Annotated in this window: 16 protein-coding genes; 6 read left to right on the top strand and 10 right to left on the bottom strand. The window is 65.9% G+C overall.

From position 1 onward, the window contains the following. Window positions 1-7 precede the first annotated feature (7 nt). From H629_RS0112085 to H629_RS0112120, 8 genes are all read right to left on the bottom strand, one after another. Complete coding sequence (locus tag H629_RS0112085; RefSeq protein WP_024357509.1) at window positions 8-1,456, bottom strand: aldehyde dehydrogenase; 1,449 nt, start codon at window positions 1,454-1,456, stop codon at window positions 8-10. Window positions 1,457-1,465: 9 nt separating this feature from the next. Beyond that, window positions 1,466-2,602, bottom strand: a complete 1,137-nt coding sequence (locus H629_RS0112090) for a Zn-dependent alcohol dehydrogenase (RefSeq protein WP_024357510.1) — start codon at window positions 2,600-2,602, stop codon at window positions 1,466-1,468. Continuing rightward, window positions 2,602-3,438, bottom strand: coding sequence for a carbon-nitrogen hydrolase family protein (locus H629_RS0112095; protein ID WP_024357511.1), 837 nt, complete (start codon window positions 3,436-3,438; stop codon window positions 2,602-2,604). The genes H629_RS0112090 and H629_RS0112095 overlap by 1 nt, the downstream gene beginning before the upstream one ends. A gap of 2 nt (window positions 3,439-3,440) precedes the next feature. Continuing rightward, complete coding sequence (npdG, locus tag H629_RS0112100; RefSeq protein WP_024357512.1) at window positions 3,441-4,103, bottom strand: NADPH-dependent F420 reductase; 663 nt, start codon at window positions 4,101-4,103, stop codon at window positions 3,441-3,443. A gap of 9 nt (window positions 4,104-4,112) precedes the next feature. Beyond that, on the bottom strand, window positions 4,113-5,117 hold the full coding sequence (locus tag H629_RS0112105; RefSeq protein ID WP_024357513.1) for an LLM class flavin-dependent oxidoreductase: 1,005 nt from the start codon (window positions 5,115-5,117) through the stop codon (window positions 4,113-4,115). A 69-nt stretch (window positions 5,118-5,186) separates the two neighbouring features. Then, window positions 5,187-6,632: a dihydropyrimidinase gene (gene hydA / locus H629_RS0112110; protein WP_024357514.1), complete on the bottom strand. Its 1,446-nt coding sequence runs from the start codon at window positions 6,630-6,632 to the stop codon at window positions 5,187-5,189. Continuing rightward, window positions 6,629-7,972, bottom strand: a complete 1,344-nt coding sequence (locus H629_RS0112115) for an aminotransferase class III-fold pyridoxal phosphate-dependent enzyme (RefSeq protein WP_024357515.1) — start codon at window positions 7,970-7,972, stop codon at window positions 6,629-6,631. The genes hydA and H629_RS0112115 overlap by 4 nt, the downstream gene beginning before the upstream one ends. Before the next feature lie 40 nt (window positions 7,973-8,012). Then, a complete protein-coding gene (locus tag H629_RS0112120; RefSeq protein ID WP_205618713.1) occupies window positions 8,013-8,591 on the bottom strand; it encodes an amino acid synthesis family protein in 579 nt (192 codons plus the stop codon). A 262-nt stretch (window positions 8,592-8,853) separates the two neighbouring features. On the opposite strand from H629_RS0112120, the gene H629_RS0112125 reads away from it, so the two are divergent. The 6 genes from H629_RS0112125 to H629_RS0112150 all read left to right on the top strand — a co-directional run bounded on the left by H629_RS0112125 (window position 8,854) and on the right by H629_RS0112150 (window position 15,005). Continuing rightward, window positions 8,854-9,822, top strand: coding sequence for an ABC transporter substrate-binding protein (locus H629_RS0112125; protein WP_024357517.1), 969 nt, complete (start codon window positions 8,854-8,856; stop codon window positions 9,820-9,822). Window positions 9,823-9,854: 32 nt separating this feature from the next. Next, the gene (locus H629_RS0112130; RefSeq protein WP_024357518.1) at window positions 9,855-10,892 is read left to right on the top strand and encodes a FecCD family ABC transporter permease; all 1,038 of its coding nucleotides are present in this window, start codon (window positions 9,855-9,857) and stop codon (window positions 10,890-10,892) included. Next, complete coding sequence (locus H629_RS14635; protein ID WP_024357519.1) at window positions 10,889-11,812, top strand: ABC transporter ATP-binding protein; 924 nt, start codon at window positions 10,889-10,891, stop codon at window positions 11,810-11,812. The genes H629_RS0112130 and H629_RS14635 overlap by 4 nt, the downstream gene beginning before the upstream one ends. Beyond that, window positions 11,809-12,867, top strand: coding sequence for a 2-phospho-L-lactate transferase (gene cofD / locus H629_RS0112140; protein WP_024357520.1), 1,059 nt, complete (start codon window positions 11,809-11,811; stop codon window positions 12,865-12,867). The genes H629_RS14635 and cofD overlap by 4 nt, the downstream gene beginning before the upstream one ends. A 7-nt stretch (window positions 12,868-12,874) precedes the next feature. Continuing rightward, window positions 12,875-13,714, top strand: coding sequence for an IclR family transcriptional regulator (locus H629_RS0112145; protein ID WP_024357521.1), 840 nt, complete (start codon window positions 12,875-12,877; stop codon window positions 13,712-13,714). 85 nt (window positions 13,715-13,799) lie between these two features. Then, window positions 13,800-15,005, top strand: coding sequence for a pyridoxal phosphate-dependent aminotransferase (locus tag H629_RS0112150; RefSeq protein ID WP_024357522.1), 1,206 nt, complete (start codon window positions 13,800-13,802; stop codon window positions 15,003-15,005). Window positions 15,006-15,098: 93 nt separating this feature from the next. Here the strand turns inward: H629_RS0112150 and H629_RS0112155 are convergent, their stop codons facing one another. Both H629_RS0112155 and H629_RS14265 read right to left on the bottom strand, forming a co-directional pair. Beyond that, window positions 15,099-15,455: a hypothetical protein gene (locus H629_RS0112155; protein WP_024357523.1), complete on the bottom strand. Its 357-nt coding sequence runs from the start codon at window positions 15,453-15,455 to the stop codon at window positions 15,099-15,101. Between the two features lie 37 nt (window positions 15,456-15,492). Beyond that, window positions 15,493-15,804 (bottom strand): integrase core domain-containing protein (locus tag H629_RS14265; protein WP_036085110.1); only part of this gene is annotated, 312 nt, incomplete at its 5' end.

Raw genomic sequence — 15,804 nt, forward strand, 5'->3', positions numbered from 1 at the left:
ACGCGCATCAGAAACCGGCCGGGACGGTCGGAGCGAAGATCGTCTTGAAGTGCAGGTAGGCCATGATCGCCTCGGCACCGAGCTCGAAGCCGATGCCCGAGTTCTTCCTGCCCCCGAAGGGAGCCCCGATGTCGAAGTTGTACATGTTGAAGCACACTGTCCCCGTTTCGAGCCTCCGAGCGAGTTCAAGGCCGACTGTCTCGTCCGCCGTGTACACGGCGCCCGACAGACCGTACTCCGAATCGTTCACGAGCCGAACCCCCTCGTCCGGGTCTCCGCTGTACCGGGTGATGGAGATGGCGGGGCCGAAGAGCTCCTCGCGGAACAGCGTCATCTCGGGCGTCACGTCGGCGAATACCGATGGCGCCACGAAGAACCCGGTTCGGTCCAGCGGAGATCCTCCGACGATCGCACGGCCGCCCTCGCGCTTCGCGATCTCGTAGTAGTTCTCGAGCGACTGCTGATGGGCCGCGCTCACCACGGGACCTATCTCGACCGCCGGGTCGAGCGAATCCCCCACTCGCCACGAAGCGACTTCCGTCGCGATCGCGTCGACGATCTCGTCGTAGCGGGATTCCGGCACGATGAGACGCGAATTGTTCGTGCAGGTCTGACCGTTGTTCGAGAAGCTGAGGTCGGCGAGATCAGAGATGAAGGTTTCGAGCGGCACGTCCTCGAGAAGCAGCGCGGCCGATTTGCCTCCGAGCTCGAGCGTCACGGGCTTGAGGGTCTCGCCGCAGGTGCGGCCGATCTTCCGCCCGACCGGGGTCGACCCCGTGAACGCGATCTTCTGGATCCCGGGGTGCGCGACGAGGTAGTCGCCCGTATCGCGCGAGCAGGGGACGATGTTGATGACGCCGGGCGGCATGTCCGCCTCGATCACCGCTTCGGCGATGATGTACGAATCGAGCGCGGTGAAGCTCGCAGGCTTGATGACGGCGGTGCAGCCGGCAGCCAGCGCAGGGGCGAGTTTGAAGAAGAGCGTGCTCAGTGGATAGTTCCACGGAGCGATCATGCCCACCACGCCGATGGCCTCGCGACGAACGATCGAGTATCCGGTCGCGGCGGGCCGGAGATCCTCGATCGAGGTGTCCTCGATGACGCTCGCGTAGAAGCGCAGAAGCGACGCGGCCGTGTCGGCGTTGCTGTAGGTCGAGCGCGCGATGGGGGTGCCGACCTCGCGACTGATGAGCTGGCCGACCTCCTCCCGGCGGCGCTCGATGGCGTCGGCGAATCTGCGCATCACCGCTGCGCGCTGATATGCGGAGTACCCGCCCCAGCTCCCGGCGTCATCGAGCGAGCCTCGTGCGGCGGCGACCGCCGCATCGATGTCGCTCTCGGTGGCGAGGGGGAAGGAGCCGAAGACCTGCTCGGTGTTCGAGTCGTGCACGGAGAATCGTTCCCGATCGGCGGCGTCCTGCCATTTGCCGCCGATGAAGAGTGTCTGTTTATGCATCTTTCAGTCTCAACTCTCTGCTCGCTGCGCGTCGATCGGCGCATGCTCGACCACTCCGCGCAGGTTCACTCCGGATTTCAGGTCGGAGAAACCCTGCTCGATGTCCTCGAGCGTGTAGGTCTGCGACACGAGCTCATCCAGCTTGATGAGCCCGCGCTGGTACAGATCCATGATCATCGGCACGTCCCTGCGGGGATTGCAGGAGCCGTAGATGGTGCCCTTCACGGTCTGCTCGCGGAAGATCATCTGGGTGCCCGGAAGCTGCACGTTCTTGTCGTTCACATCCTGCGACATCCCGGCGAGCACCAGGGTGCCCCGAGTTCCGAGCACGTCGTAGGCCGCGCCGACAATCCCGGCCGTCGTGTTGCCGGTCGCCACGATGACGTAATCGGCTCCGGCGACCTCGGGGTTCGCCTCGAGGAGGAAGGCCTTCGCGTCGTCCATCGAGGTGAACATGCGGGTCGCCCCGAACTGTTCGGCGAACTCGAGCTTCGTCGGGTTGGTGTCGACGATGACGATCTCGCGAGCCCCGGCGAGCTTCGCGCCCTGGATCGCGTTCACGCCGACACCGCCGGCCCCGAGGACCAGCACCACGGAGCCGGGCTGCACCTTCGCGGCGTGCACTGCGGCGCCCCAGCCGGTGAGCACACCGCAACTCGCCACGGCGACCGCCGCGAGAGGGATCTCCGGATCCACGCGGATCAGCGAGTTCTCGGATACGACCGCGTAGCGGGCGAAGGTTCCGAGCCCGCAGTTGGCGGGGATCGCGTCCCCGTCGAGCGAGAACCGGAAACTGTCGGGATCCGCCTGGCCCGGGCTGTTCGCCGCCTCGGCGCAGAGGTTCGCGCGCCCGTTCGAGCACCAGTAGCACTTGCCGCAGGTCGGGATGAACGAGGCCGCGACGTGATCCCCGAGCTGCACGCTCGTCACGCCGTCGCCGAGACCGCGAACGATACCGGCCCCCTCATGGCCGCCGATGACGGGAATGTCGCCGAGACCGCCGTGCCGCAGATGCTCGTCGGAGAAGCAGAGCCCGGCGTGCGTGAATTCGACGAGCACCTCTCCGGCCCGCGGCTCTTGCAGATCGAGTTCCACGATCTGCCAGTCATTTCCGGCTTCGAGCATCGCCGCCGCTTGCGTCTTCATCATTTCGCTCCCTCTGTTCGCTCTTCGATTATCGCGCCGTACAGCTCGGGGCGACGATCGCGGAAGAAGGGGCGTCGCATGCGCGAGGCGCGCATGCCCTCGACATCGGCCTCGGCGACCGCGACACCCTCCTCACCATCGGGCACCTGCGCGAGCACGGTGCCGTCGGGGCCGTATACGGCGCTCAGACCGAAGTAGTCCTTGCTTCCCTCCAGCCCCACACGATTCGAGCAGATCACGAAGAACTGGTTGAAGGCGGCGTGGGCTCGCAGTTCGAGCTGGAACACCTCCTTCATCGGCGCCGAAGCCGACGCGACCGGCACGCAGAGCACCTCGCCGCCGTCGAGGGCGACCGTTCTCGAGAGCTCAGGGAAGTGCCGTTCGTAGCAGATGATGGTGCCGAGCTTCACGTCGCCCGCATCGACGACCGACGGCGGCTCCTGGCCGGGCCGGAAGTAGAACTTCTCCGGGAAGCCGTTGGAGAAGGGCAGGTGCGACTTGCGATAGACCTGGCGGGCCTCGCCGCGCACGAAGGTGACCGAGGTGTTGTGGTAGATGCCGGGAACGTTCGTGCCCTCGAAGAAGGAGGAGACGATCGTGATGCCGTGCTCCGCCGACTTGCGCGCGCACATCTCGTTCGACGGGCCACCCACCGGCTCGGCCCATTTCACGTAGCCGGGGTCGGGCTCGGGCTGGACGAAGGGAATGGCGAAGAACTCGGGCATGAGCACCACCCGCGCTCCCCGAGCCGCCGCTTCGTCGATGAGCTCTGCCGCTCGCCGGATCGTCTCGTCGCGATCTCCGGTGGCGCGCAACTGAAGTGCCGCAAGTTTCATGTTCAGTCCTTCCGTATTCCGGTCAGTGAGACGCTGGCGTTGGTCTTGTATCTCTTGTTCACCGAGATGAGCACCGCGGTGAACGGTTCGAGGTGCCTTGCGAGACGCAGTGCTCCGACGTCGATCCCACGGCCGCCGGTGACCTTCTCAGCCAGCCTCATGACCTCGGTTTTCGCGGCGGTATCGTCGCCGCACACGAGGACGTCCTCGTGGCTGAGATCATGGTCGACCCGGTGCAGGGTGACGGCGGAGAGGTGATGGAAGGCTCCGGCCAGAGTGCTCTCCGGAAGGATCCGCGCCGCCTCCTCGGCCGCGCTCTTGTCCGGGATCTCGGCGCCGACGGGTCCGAGCTTGTCGAATGACAGCGGATTCACGCAGCTGATGACGAGCTTGCCCGCGAGCACGGGGGCGAGCGCGGTCACGAGTTCGTCGTGACCCCGGTAGGGTACGGCGAGAATCACCGTCTCCGCCCGTTCCGCCGCCTCGGCGTTGCCCGCGCCTGACAGGCGCCCCTCCGGCGAGTGCTCCGCGGTGAGGCGATCCGCCTCCGCCTGGGCTTTGGCCGCGTCGCGCGAGCCGAGGATGACCTCCTCGCCCGCCAGCGCGAGACGCAACCCGATTCCGCTTCCCTGAGGGCCGGTGCCCCCTACGATCGCGATCGTCATGAGTACCTCCTAGGAGAGCGCTTCGGTGATGTTCACGAGGGTCTGGTGGTGATCGCCGTGAGTCGAGATCACCGGAACGCGCACTCCGGCCTCGCGGTACTCGAGCAGCTTCTGCACCACCGTGTCGGTTGAGCCGCACGCGGTGACGTTCTGCACGAGCTCGTTGGGCACCAGCTGCATCGCCCGCTTGATGTCCGCCTTCGTCGCGGGCCAACCGGCGATTTCCTGAATGCGCTCGACCAGCTCGGGCTCGACGCCCGAGTGCGCTGCAATGTGCGGCTGCTGCATGAGGTAGAGCGTGAGGAAGGCCTTGCACGCGTCGATGGCCTCTTGCGGATCCTTGTCGTCCACGCTGCAGGCGATGATCTGGGTGAGATCGATTTCGGTCTTGCCGTCCGTGCGCTTCGCGATGCCCGCGTCAATGGCCTGCTTGGCTCCCACGAGGTAGGAGGGCGGCAGGAGGAAGTCCATGTGCACGCCGTCGGCGATCTCTCCCGAGAGCTCGAGCATGCGCGGACCGACGGCACCGACGTAGACCGGCACCGGCACCTCGGTGTTCTCGCGGTACATGCTGTCGAAGCGAATGCCGTCGACGCTGTAGAACTCGCCGTCGAAGGTCACGGTCTCATTGTTGAAGAGCTGCTTGAGAATGGTGATGTACTCGCGCATCGAAGCGACGGGTTTGCGGATCGGGGACCCGAGCTTCGTCGCGAGCGGCTCCCACCACGCGCCGATGCCGAGGATCGCACGTCCGGGTGCCACCTCGTCGAGCGTTTTGAAGGTCACGCCCATGAGCGCCACGTTGCGGCTCTTGTTGTTCACGACGCCGGTGCCGATGCGGATCTGCTTGGTGCGCGCCGCCGCGATCGCTGCGGGAACGATGCCGTCTCGAGCCATGCGGCCCTCGGCGACCCAGAACGAGTCGAAGCCCTTCGCGTCGGTGTACTCCGCGACCTCCCAGGTCTCGGGGAGCGTCATACGGTCGCCGACGTGGATGCCAAGTGGGATTTTCATGCTGTGCCTTTCTCTGGTGGACGCCGACTCGCGTCCAGGGTTCAGTGCGAGCACTGAGAAACGTAGGGGTCAGTAGAGTTGCGCCGGGCCTCGCTCGAGATACCGTCCGCGCGTCTGCCGCGCTTCGGGCTGGAGCTCACGATCGCGGATCAGGATCCGGCCTCGACTGAGTACCGTGACGGGCAGGCCTGTGACGCGCATGCCTTCGTACAGGTTGTAGTCGGTGCGGGAGTGCGATCCGTCCGAGGTGATCACGTGATCCGCTGCGGGATCCCAGACGATGAGGTCGGCATCGGCGCCGACGGAGACGGTGCCTTTCTGCGGGTAGAGCCCGAAGAGCTTCGCGGGTCGGGCTGAGGTCACCTCGACGAAGCGGCACATATCCATGCGACCGCTCGCGACACCCGCTTCCCAGACCACCATGAGGCGATCTTCGAGGCCCGGGACACCGTTCGGGGTCTTCGGGAAGTACCCGGGAGATCGCAGTTTCTGCGGGGGCAGATCCTCGGTCTGATGCATGCAGAATGCCGCGTGGTCGGTCGCGAGCGTCGACAGGCCGTCGGCGCAGAGGTAGCGCCACAGGTCGTCCTGGTTCTCCCGCTCTCGAATCGGAGGCGAGCAGATGTAGCCTGCGGCTTCATCCCCGAGATGCTCGTAGTCCTCGCGGGCGGTGAGCAGGTATTGCGGGCAGGTCTCGCCCCAGATCTCCAGGCCCTCGGACCGCGCGCTCGCGATCTCCGCCGCAGCGAGCCGACTCGACACGTGCACCACGTAGAGCGGCGTACCCACTTCCTCTGCGAGCACGATCGCCCGGTGCACGGCCTCGGCCTCGGAGGCGTGGCCGTGAGCCTCGGCGTGGAACACCTCGGCGGTGTTGCCGTCGTCCAGCAGGCGCTGCACGGCCCGGTTGATCATGTGCCCGTTCTCGGCGTGCACCATGGGCAGGGCGCCGAGTGCGCGCGCGAGGTCCATGCCCGCGAGGAGTTCGTCGTCCTCCACCATCTGAGTGCCGGGGTAGGCCATGAAGAACTTCCAGCTGCTCACGCCCTGCGTCGCGTGCAGGCGGCGCAGGTCCTCGTGCACATCCGGCTGCTGCGCGAGCGGGGGCACGATCGCGTGCAGACCGAAGTCGATGATGCTCTTCTGCTCGGCGGTTGCCCGACGATCCACGAAGGTCTCGAACAGCGACTGCTCGGGGTGCTTCTTCACGAAGTCGATGAACATCGTCGTCCCGCCGAAGGCCGCCGCTACCGAACCGGTGGCGAAATCATCGGAGGTGCGCGTGGTGAAGCCGTCGATCGGGTACTCGAGGTGGGTATGGGCATCGATCCCGCCGGGCATGATGTACTTCCCCGTCGCATCGATCACCTCATCCGCCTGCCAGCCCTGGTCGACACCGATCCCGACGATGCGCTCACCGGAGATGAGCACATCGGCGCGGACGAAGCCCTCGGCATTCACCACGGTGCCGCCCGAGATGAGGATCGTGCGGTGCCCCGGCGCCCCGCCGGTCATGGCGTCACTTCCTCATCCGCGAGCGTGAGCACATCGTCGAGCACCTCGAGAGCGAAATCGATCTCGTCATCCTTGATGACGAGCGGAGGGGTGAGACGCATGACGTTGAAGTTCGCGGAGAGGTAGAGCCCCTTCTGCATGCCCGCCTTCACGATCCGCTGCATCGGGGCCGCGGCCTCGCCGACCGCGTTGAAGGGCACGAGCGGCTCGCGCGTCTCACGGTTGCGCACCAGCTCGAGGCCGTAGAACAGTCCGCGCCCGCGAATGTCTCCGATCGACTCGTGCCGCTTCGCGAGCTCGGCGAGCCCCGCGCCGAGACGTTCGCCCTGGCGCTTCGAGTTCGCCACGATGTCCTCCTCCTCCATGATCTGCAGCGAGGCGAGGGCCGAGGCGCACGCGAGGGGATGGCCCGCATAGGTGAGGCCGCCCCAGAACTTGTTGTTCTGCAACCAGTCCGAGATCTTCGCCGACACGGTCATCGCGCCGAGCGGTACGTACCCGGAGTTCAAGCCCTTCGCCGTGATGAGGATGTCGGGCACGACTCCCCAGTGGTTGCAGGCGAAGAGTTCTCCCGTGCGACCGAAGCCGGCCATGACCTCGTCGAAGATGAGGATGATCCCGTACTTGTCGCACACCTCGCGGATGGATCGGAGATAGTTCTCCCCGGGATAGATTAGGCCGTTGGTGCCGGTGACCGGTTCGAGGATCACCGCCGCAACGCTGTAGGGGTCTTCGTACTGCAGAATCTCCTCGAGATGCGGCCCGCCCTCGTAGACGGCCGAACCCTCGCCCCGATCCGGGTAGCGGTAGGAGTAGGGGTCGAGCATGCGCACGACGCCCGAGATCCCCGGCTCGGCTTGCCAGCGGCGGGGATCACCGGTCACGGAGATCGCACCGGCCGTCGCCCCGTGGTAGGAGCGGTAGCGTGCGACGACCTTGCTGCGGCCGGTGACGTGACGGGCGAGACGCAGCGCATTCTCGTTCGCCGCCGCGCCTCCGGTGGTGAAGAAGCTCATCTTGAGGTCGCCCGGGGTGATCTCGGCGAGCTTCTGGGCGAGGCGCGCACGCGACTCCTCCGCGAAGTTCGGGCCGATGTAGCAGAGCTTTCCCGCCTGCTCCTGGATCGCGGCGACGAGTTTCGGGTGCTGGTGACCGAGATTGCTGTTCACCAACTGCGATTGGAAGTCGAGAAACTTGTTGCCGTCGTAATCCCAGAACCACGATCCCTGTGCGCCGGCGATGGCCCGGGAATTCAGCCCGCCCTGCTTCGACCAGGAGTGGATCACGTACTCGCGATCCGCCTCGACGACCTCGTCCTTGCTCCACGCTGCTGCGTTCACGCCTCTGTCCTCTCGTTCTGTCGCCGCTGGTTCGCGGGTGTCACTGCTGTCCGATCTCCACCGGCGCCTCGGCACCGAAAGTCGCCAGCCGCTGGAGCGGGCGACCCTGGTTTCCGGCGACGCACGCGACCACGATCTCGTCGGGCCTCGGCGCGTCCTCGATCCGCAGCGTGAAGCTCTGATGATGCGAGCGGGTCTTCGCGTCGGTCTTGTGCTTGAGCGGCACGTCGATGGGGGTCGCGATGAGGCCGGTCTTCTCGGCTGCGGGCAGCAGCTCGGTGCCCTGGGCCGCCTGCCTGAAGACATTGCCGAAGCGCAGATTGTGGATCAGCGCCGATCCGTGCTCGGTCTCGCCCGCGATGCCGACGAGCGCGGCCTTGCCGAACACCTCCACCTCATCGTCGAGCAGCTCGACGCAAGCCGGGCCCACGAGTTCGCCGATCTTCTCTCCGAGCTCGTCGGCAATCGAGACCAGGTCTTCGACGTAGCCGTCCGTGCCGAACGGATTCTTGATGATGGCAGCCACGTACGCAATGCGATGAGGCCGCTCGAGCGCGATCCCGTTTTCCTCGCGAAGCTCCTCGACGTGGCGAACGATTTTGCGAACCTGCAGCTCCATGTACTTCTCCTAGTGGTCTCGATGCGAGTGGGTATACGCATAAGTGAACCCGTGGTCCGGAAAAAAATCAAGCCTTATCTGAAAATAAACCGAGGGGTCACTTTCGGGCCACCCCTTCACTACAGCCGCCTCATGGGCATATTTCGCAGAGTATCAGGGGGTTGACTGCCTCGGCACACTGCTGAACAATCAATGAATAATCGTTTTAGTTGATGATTGGCGGCACGGTTTGAAAAAAGTAAACCATCGGTTCAGTTTAGGTTTGATCTTCGCGCTGGTCTCCGTCGCCGCACTCGGCGGCTGCGCCGGCGGAGCGGCGCCCGGCGAGCCTGCGAGACAGAGCGGTTCCGAGGCCGCGAGTTCGCTGGAGAACTGTGACACGACCCTCGAGACCGATCCGACGCCCGAACGCGTCGTGACGATCAAGTCGACACCGCTCGAACTGCTTCTCTCGCTCGGTCTCGAAGATCGCATCGTCGGCTCGGCGTTCCTCGACGGAACGGTGCCCGAATCGCTCGCTCCCGCGGGGTGGTCCGTCACCGAGCTCTCCGATCAGGTTCCCGGTCGGGAGCTGCTGCTCAGCGTCCAACCCGACTTCGTCTTTGCAGGTTGGGCGTCCAACCTATCGGCCGAGGGGCCGGGAACCCGCGACCAGCTCGAGGAGATGGGCATTCGCAGCTACATCTCACCCGCTGCCTGCGATTTCGGAGAGGAGACGCCTGCCGCGGTGACCTTCGACGATGTCTTCGAGATGTTCACCGAGATCGGCGACATCTTCGAGGTTCCCGAGCGCGCGGAATCGCTCATCGCCGAGCAGCGCGAGCAGCTGACGGGGATCGAGCGCGTCGCCGAGCCGCTCACCGCTCTCTGGTACAGCTCCGGCGAGGACACCCCCTTCGTGGGCGGTGGCACAGGAACGCCCAACATGATCATGGAGGCAGCGGGTCTCGACAACGCAGCAGGCGATCAGGCGGAGAGCTGGCTGAGCATGTCGTGGGAGGCCTTCGTCTCGAGCGATCCCGATGTCATCGTCCTCGTCAACAGCCCCTGGAACAGCGCCGAGGCGAAGCGTCAGCGCATCGAAGCGCATCCGGCTGCGCAGAGCATGCGAGCGGTCAGAGAGGGGAACTACATCTCGGTCGACTTCGCGACGACGGAGGCCGGCGTGCGCAACGTCGACGCCGTGGAGACGATCGCCGCCGGCGCAATCGAGATCGCGCGACGCGGATGAGGATCCGCCGAGCAGCGCGCGCACCCGGCGCGATGACGAGTGAACGGACGGGCTCCGCACCTTCCGAAGCCGCCTCGACCCGCAGTGCACTCATGCACGGCGCGATCCTCGTCATCCTGCTGCTCGGCGCACTCGTATTGGGCACGCTTGTCGGAGCCGTGCAGATCCCGATGAGCGCACTCCCCTCGGCGATGTCGACGCCGATCGCCGACTGGGGGCCCGATGAGACGATCCTGGTCCAGGTGCGCATCCCGAGAGTGCTCACCGCAGCGCTCGTCGGAGCCGGGCTTGCCATGGCGGGCGTCGCGATGCAGACCGCGCTGCGCAACCCGCTCGCCGAACCGTATCTGCTCGGCATCTCCTCGGGAGCATCCTTCGGCGCGGTCTGCGTGATCCTCAGCGGGCTCGCAGTGGCCCTCCCCTTCGCGGCCTTCGCGGGCGGCCTGCTCGCGCTGACCGCGACGCTCGTGCTCGGGAGGATGCGGGGCGACGCGCAAGCCACCCGCGTGATTCTCGCCGGAGTCGCCGTCACGGCCATCTTCAGCGCCTTCACTTCCCTCACCATCTTCCTGTCCCGCGATAACGACAGCTACCGTCAGGTGCTGCACTGGCTGCTCGGATCGCTGAGCAGCGTCACGTGGGAAAGCGCCGGAGTCGCATCGGGTTCCCTCCTGATCTTCGGCGGCGCGCTGGTGATCGTCGCCCGGCTGCTCGACATACTGCTCCTCGGCGATGAGGAAATCCACTCTCTCGGTCTCGACGTTCGACGCGTGCGAGCCGGCGTACTCATCGCCGCCTCACTGCTCGCGGCCGGCATGGTCTCGGTCTCAGGAGCCATCGGGTTCGTCGGTCTCATCGTCCCGCACATCGTGCGCAGCGTCCTGCGCCTCTCGCAGCGCAGTCTGCTCGTGCTCTCGGCGATCACCGGCGCGCTCCTGCTGGTGCTCGCAGACACCTTCTCCCGCACCGTGGTCGCGCCCCAAGAGCTGCCGGTCGGCATCACCACATCCATTCTCGGCGCCGCAATCTTTGCCGTGCTCATGCTTCGGAAACGGGAGGTCGGCGCATGACGCTCACCACCACACGCCTGCGTCTTGCCCGGGATCGCGGATTCGGGCTCGATGCGCCGGCACTCAAGGTGCAACCCGGTGAAGTGCTCGGCCTGCTCGGGCGCAACGGGTCCGGAAAGAGCACGCTGCTGCGCGTGCTGTCCGGCTATCTCACCCCGGACAGCGGGCGAGTGAGCTGGAACGGCAAGCCTCTCGCCGCACATTCCCGCGCCGAGTGGGCGAAGCTTGTGGCCATCGTGCCCCAGGAGGCGGGCACGACGCCGCCGCTCACCGTCTTCGAGTACGTACGGCTCGGCCGGGTACCCTTCCGCGGTCTGCTGCAGTCGTTCACCCCCAGCGATACCGACTCAGTGAGATCCGCCATCGAGCGCTGCGGTCTCGATCAGCTCATCGCCGTTCCACTCCCCCAGCTCTCCGGAGGGCAGCGCCAGCGGGCGCGCATCGCTCGCGCGCTCGCACAGGGCTCTCGCCTGCTCATTCTCGACGAGCCCACGAATCACCTCGACCTGTCCGCGATCCGCGACATCGCGCTGCTGATCAAGGAGCTGGCATCTGACGGCACCGCATTCGTCGCGAGCCTGCACAACCTCGACATCGCGAGCTACGTCACCACCCATATCGGCTTCCTCGAGAACGGGACGGTGCGCGAAGTCGGAACCACCGCGGAGACGCTCACCAGGGAATCGATCATGCGGCACCTCGATGTGGCCGTCGACGCGACGGAGCGATCCGACGGAGGGCTCTCCTTCTCGCTCCGCTACCCCGATGCGGCCCCGTCTGCTGATGCCTTCACCTGGACGAGCGAACACGGGGACGTGGAGGGCGTGCCCTTCGCTCCGTTCGGCGACGCCCCGGCTTCGTGGGGGTTCGAGTACCGCGGAGCGGGTGGCGCCGCAGCTCGTCTGGAGGCGAGCTCATGAGAATCGTGCTGCTCTCCGGCGGAGTCGGCGGGGCCCGATGCGCTCGCGCAATAGACTCCTGGCGCCGCACCGCCGACCCCTCGCTCCAGCTCACCGCGATCGTGAACGTGGGTGACGACTTCTCCCATCTCGGGCTTCGCGTCTCACCGGATATCGATTCGGTGACCTATCACCTGGGCGAGCTCGGCGACGCCGATCGAGGGTGGGGCCGGGCGGGGGACTCCGCGCGGATCGCGAACCAGATCGAGCGCCATCTCCCCGAAGCGGCGTGGTTCCACCTCGGCGACCTTGATCTCGGCCACAGTCTCATCCGTACCGAGATGCTCGCCTCCGGCATGCCTCTCAGCCGGGTCACCCAGCGCTTCCTCGACGACTTCGGCATCTCGGCCCGAGTGTTTCCGGTCACGGATGACGATTCACCCACAATCGTTCGGCTTCCGGACGGACCGCTCTCGTTTCAGGAATGGTGGGTACGCCTCCGAGCGGACCCCGTTCCGGAGCGCTTCGAGTATCCGCGAGCCGCCGCCGCGCGACCGGCCCCGGGCGTGATCGCGGCTATCGAGGAGGCCGACCTCATCATCGTCGCGCCGTCCAACCCCATCGTGTCGATCACGCCGATACTCGAGGTGCCGGGAGTGCGCGAGGCGGTGGTCGGGGCTCGTGCGCCCATCGTCGGCGTCTCCCCCATCATCGGGGGCAGGCCGGTGCGCGGCTGGGCAGATCGCTGTCTAGCCGCAGCGGGAGTCGAGTGCTCGGCGCTCGGGGTGCGCGAATTCTACGGCGCCAGGGGTTCGGGCGGCTTGCTCGACGGGTGGCTCGTCGATCCCGTCGACGACCTCGACCGCGAATCGGACGAGCCCGGCGGATCCGGCGAGCACGGATCGGAGAGGACGATCGTCACTCGATCCGTGCCGCTGAGGTTCACCGGCGGCCGGGAGGATGCCCGCATCGCAGAGGCCCTGCTCACCCTCGCCTGGAGTTCGACGCAGAACGCGGAGCCACCGGACGAGGCGAAAGTGAACCGACGTCTTGATTTACCGCATTCTGGGATATAGTTCAAAAATGGCCACCTCAAGCCCCCATGCAAGCGATCGAGACCTGAAGAAGGGCGACGGTCTACTCAACCGCGCCGTGAAGGTGCTCCGCGTCGTCTCGACCTACCCCAACGGCATCGGCCTCAGCGAACTCGCGCGCTTGGCTGAGGTGCCCAAGGCCTCGTGCTTCCGCATCATCAGCACGCTCGAAGACGAGGGGATCCTGTTCACCGACGAGGACACCAAGCGCACACGCATTTCGATCGGAGCTCTCTCGATCGTGGGCGGACTGCTCACCGAGGGTGGCACGATCCGCGCTATCCGGGACATCCTCTCCGACCTCTCCGAGGCCACTGGCGAAACCACCGGCTTCGACATGCTCCAGGGCAGCGATGTCGTCGTACTCATGCAGAACGCGGGGCCCTCGATCATCGGGCAGACGCTCAAGCAGACGCCGCGGATACAACCGCCCTGGCTCACCTCGACAGGCAAGTCACTGCTCTCCTACCGGGGCCCCGATGAGGTGCGGGCACTCCTGCTTCCGCACTACCCGCAGGACAATCTGAATCAGCTCGACCTGTTCATCGAGTCGCTCGAACCCGCTCGCGTGCACGGCTACGCCTGGCTCTACGGCGCGCTCGAGCGAGACGCCGCATCCGTGGCGGCGCCGGTACTCATCGACGAAGTGCCGAAGTACGCGCTGTGGATCGGCGGACCCACTTACCGCATCACTCCCGAGAACGCGCGGCAGCTCGGCCAGCTCGCGATAGCCGCAGCCACGAAAGTGGCAACCCTGCTAACGGCAGCGCGCGAGCTGCAAGGGCTGAACGATCCCGTCTCCGCGAGCAGCATCGGCATCGGTTCCTGAACCCCTCCTGTGAATCAGTGGTCCAGCGGTTCATTTTTGTGATTTTGGGGCTCCAAGCCCACTCCTCGGCGCCTAGGATCAAGGTGTGAGCAGCAACTTCTCTCTGTCCCGGAAGATCAGTCGAATCGCCGAATCGGCCACCCTCAAGGTCGATGCGAAAGCCAAACAACTCCAAGCCGCAGGGCGCCCCGTCATCAGCTACGCTGCGGGCGAGCCAAACTTCGCGACTCCTCCCCACATCGTGGAGGCCGCACGCACTGCACTCGATAACCCTGCAAACTTCCGCTACACCCCCGCGACCGGGCTTCCGGAGCTCCGTGGAGCGATCGCAGCCAAGACCGCCCGGGATTCGGGCTGGCACGCGGAACCCTCGCAGGTCATCGTCACGAACGGCGGCAAGCAGGCGGTCTACCAAGCATTCCAGGTGCTGCTCAACCCGGGAGACGAGGTCATCGTTCCCTCCCCCTACTGGACCACCTACCCGGAGGCGATCCAACTCGCAGACGGGGTTCCCGTCGATGTCTTCGCGGGCGCCGACCAGGGATATAAAGTCACCGTGGAGCAGCTTGAGGCCGCGCGCACGGAGCGCACCAAGGTACTGCTCTTCGTCTCGCCCTCCAACCCCACTGGCGCCGTGTACTCGCCCGAGGAGACGCGGGCGATCGGCGAGTGGGCCGAACGAAACGGCCTCTGGGTGGTCTCGGACGAGATCTATCAGAACCTCGTCTACGACGGCGTGCGCGCCGTGTCGATCGCTGAGGCCGTCCCGGCACTGCGGGATCGCACGATCCTCGTCAACGGCGTGGCGAAGAGCTATGCCATGACCGGCTGGCGCCTCGGCTGGATGGTCGGTCCGCCCGCAGCCATCAAACTTACGGCCAACCTCCAGTCGCACCTCACCTCGAATGTGAACAACATCGCTCAGCGCGCCGTGATCGAGGCGCTGACCGGCACCCAGGAGCCCGTCGAGGAGATGCGCAGAGCCTTCGATCGACGCCGTCGCGTGATCGTCGAGGAGCTCAACAAGATCGACGGTTTCCACTGCCCCACTCCCGAGGGGGCGTTCTACGCGTACGTGGACGTCTCGGCGGCTCTCGGGCGCGAGATTCGCGACACCACTCCGACCACCTCGCTCGAGCTGGCCGATCTCATACTCTCCGAGGCCGAGGTGGCGGCAATCCCCGGCGAGGCCTTCGGACAGTCGGGCTATCTCCGCTTCAGCTATGCGCTCGCCGACGCGGCGCTGCTCGAGGGCGTGCAGCGCGTTCAGGCGCTTCTCCGCGTGGAATAGCGGAGCTACGGGCGGAGCGGGCTCCGCGCGGTGGCGGATGACGGCGCTGAGCGAGGAGCTCGATCCGCAAAGGAGCGCGCCGCCGCCGCGCCATCAGCCGACGACTTCGGTGCGAGATCGAGATGACGATCGCTCTGACGCCCCACGATCCGCGAGCATTCCGACCACAAAAGCTACGGGGACAGCGGCGAGTAGAACGGCGGCGACAACGACGGAGTCCCCGATGAGTTCGGTGAAATTCCCGATGACGAGCAGGAGGAACCCGCCGAAGCCGATCGCCGCCAGGAGCGGCGCGATCGTGGACTGCCAGATCGGCACGGCGTCAGCCGAACGCCGGAGGTATCGCAGGGTGCCGATTGACGCGAGCACATAGAGAGACAGCAGTGCGGCAACTGCGAGCCCGCTGAACCACGAGAAGAGCGTGAGAACCGGATCGAGCCCCAGAACCACGAAGGGGTCTGCTGCACGAATAGGTGACAGTTCCTAGTCACGCCGCCAGTGCGACGGTCGTGTTCATGATGGTCTCGAACTCGATGGGCGTCAAGCGCCCCAGACGGGCCTGGCGACGTCGGCGGTGGTAGGTTCGCTCGATCCAGGTGACGATCGCTATGCGCAGTTGCTCGCGGGTGGTCCAGGACCGGCGGTCGAGGACGTTCTTCTGCAGAAGCGCGAAGAAACTCTCCATAGCCGCGTTGTCCCCGCTCGAGCCCACTCTTCCCATGCTCCCAACCACGCGGTGACGGTTCAGCGTGCGCAGGAACTTCCTGCTTCGGAATTGAGATCCCCTGTCGCTATGGAC

Origin of the sequence: Leucobacter chironomi DSM 19883 (assembly GCF_000421845.1) — a bacterium.
Taxonomy (GTDB): domain Bacteria; phylum Actinomycetota; class Actinomycetes; order Actinomycetales; family Microbacteriaceae; genus Leucobacter; species Leucobacter chironomi.

What these genes read in the sequence shown, in the direction of transcription:
- H629_RS0112145 (WP_024357521.1), top strand. Translation starts at nt 12,875, where the DNA reads ATGGCCACCTCAAGCCCCCATGCAAGCGATCGAGACCTGAAGAAGGGC.
- H629_RS0112120 (WP_205618713.1), bottom strand. Translation starts at nt 8,591, where the DNA reads ATGGAGCTGCAGGTTCGCAAAATCGTTCGCCACGTCGAGGAGCTTCGC.
- H629_RS0112090 (WP_024357510.1), bottom strand. Translation starts at nt 2,602, where the DNA reads ATGAAGACGCAAGCGGCGGCGATGCTCGAAGCCGGAAATGACTGGCAG.
- H629_RS0112095 (WP_024357511.1), bottom strand. Translation starts at nt 3,438, where the DNA reads ATGAAACTTGCGGCACTTCAGTTGCGCGCCACCGGAGATCGCGACGAG.
- H629_RS14635 (WP_024357519.1), top strand. Translation starts at nt 10,889, where the DNA reads ATGACGCTCACCACCACACGCCTGCGTCTTGCCCGGGATCGCGGATTC.
- H629_RS0112105 (WP_024357513.1), bottom strand. Translation starts at nt 5,117, where the DNA reads ATGAAAATCCCACTTGGCATCCACGTCGGCGACCGTATGACGCTCCCC.
- cofD (WP_024357520.1), top strand. Translation starts at nt 11,809, where the DNA reads ATGAGAATCGTGCTGCTCTCCGGCGGAGTCGGCGGGGCCCGATGCGCT.
- npdG (WP_024357512.1), bottom strand. Translation starts at nt 4,103, where the DNA reads ATGACGATCGCGATCGTAGGGGGCACCGGCCCTCAGGGAAGCGGAATC.
- hydA (WP_024357514.1), bottom strand. Translation starts at nt 6,632, where the DNA reads ATGACCGGCGGGGCGCCGGGGCACCGCACGATCCTCATCTCGGGCGGC.
- H629_RS0112130 (WP_024357518.1), top strand. Translation starts at nt 9,855, where the DNA reads ATGACGAGTGAACGGACGGGCTCCGCACCTTCCGAAGCCGCCTCGACC.
- H629_RS0112085 (WP_024357509.1), bottom strand. Translation starts at nt 1,456, where the DNA reads ATGCATAAACAGACACTCTTCATCGGCGGCAAATGGCAGGACGCCGCC.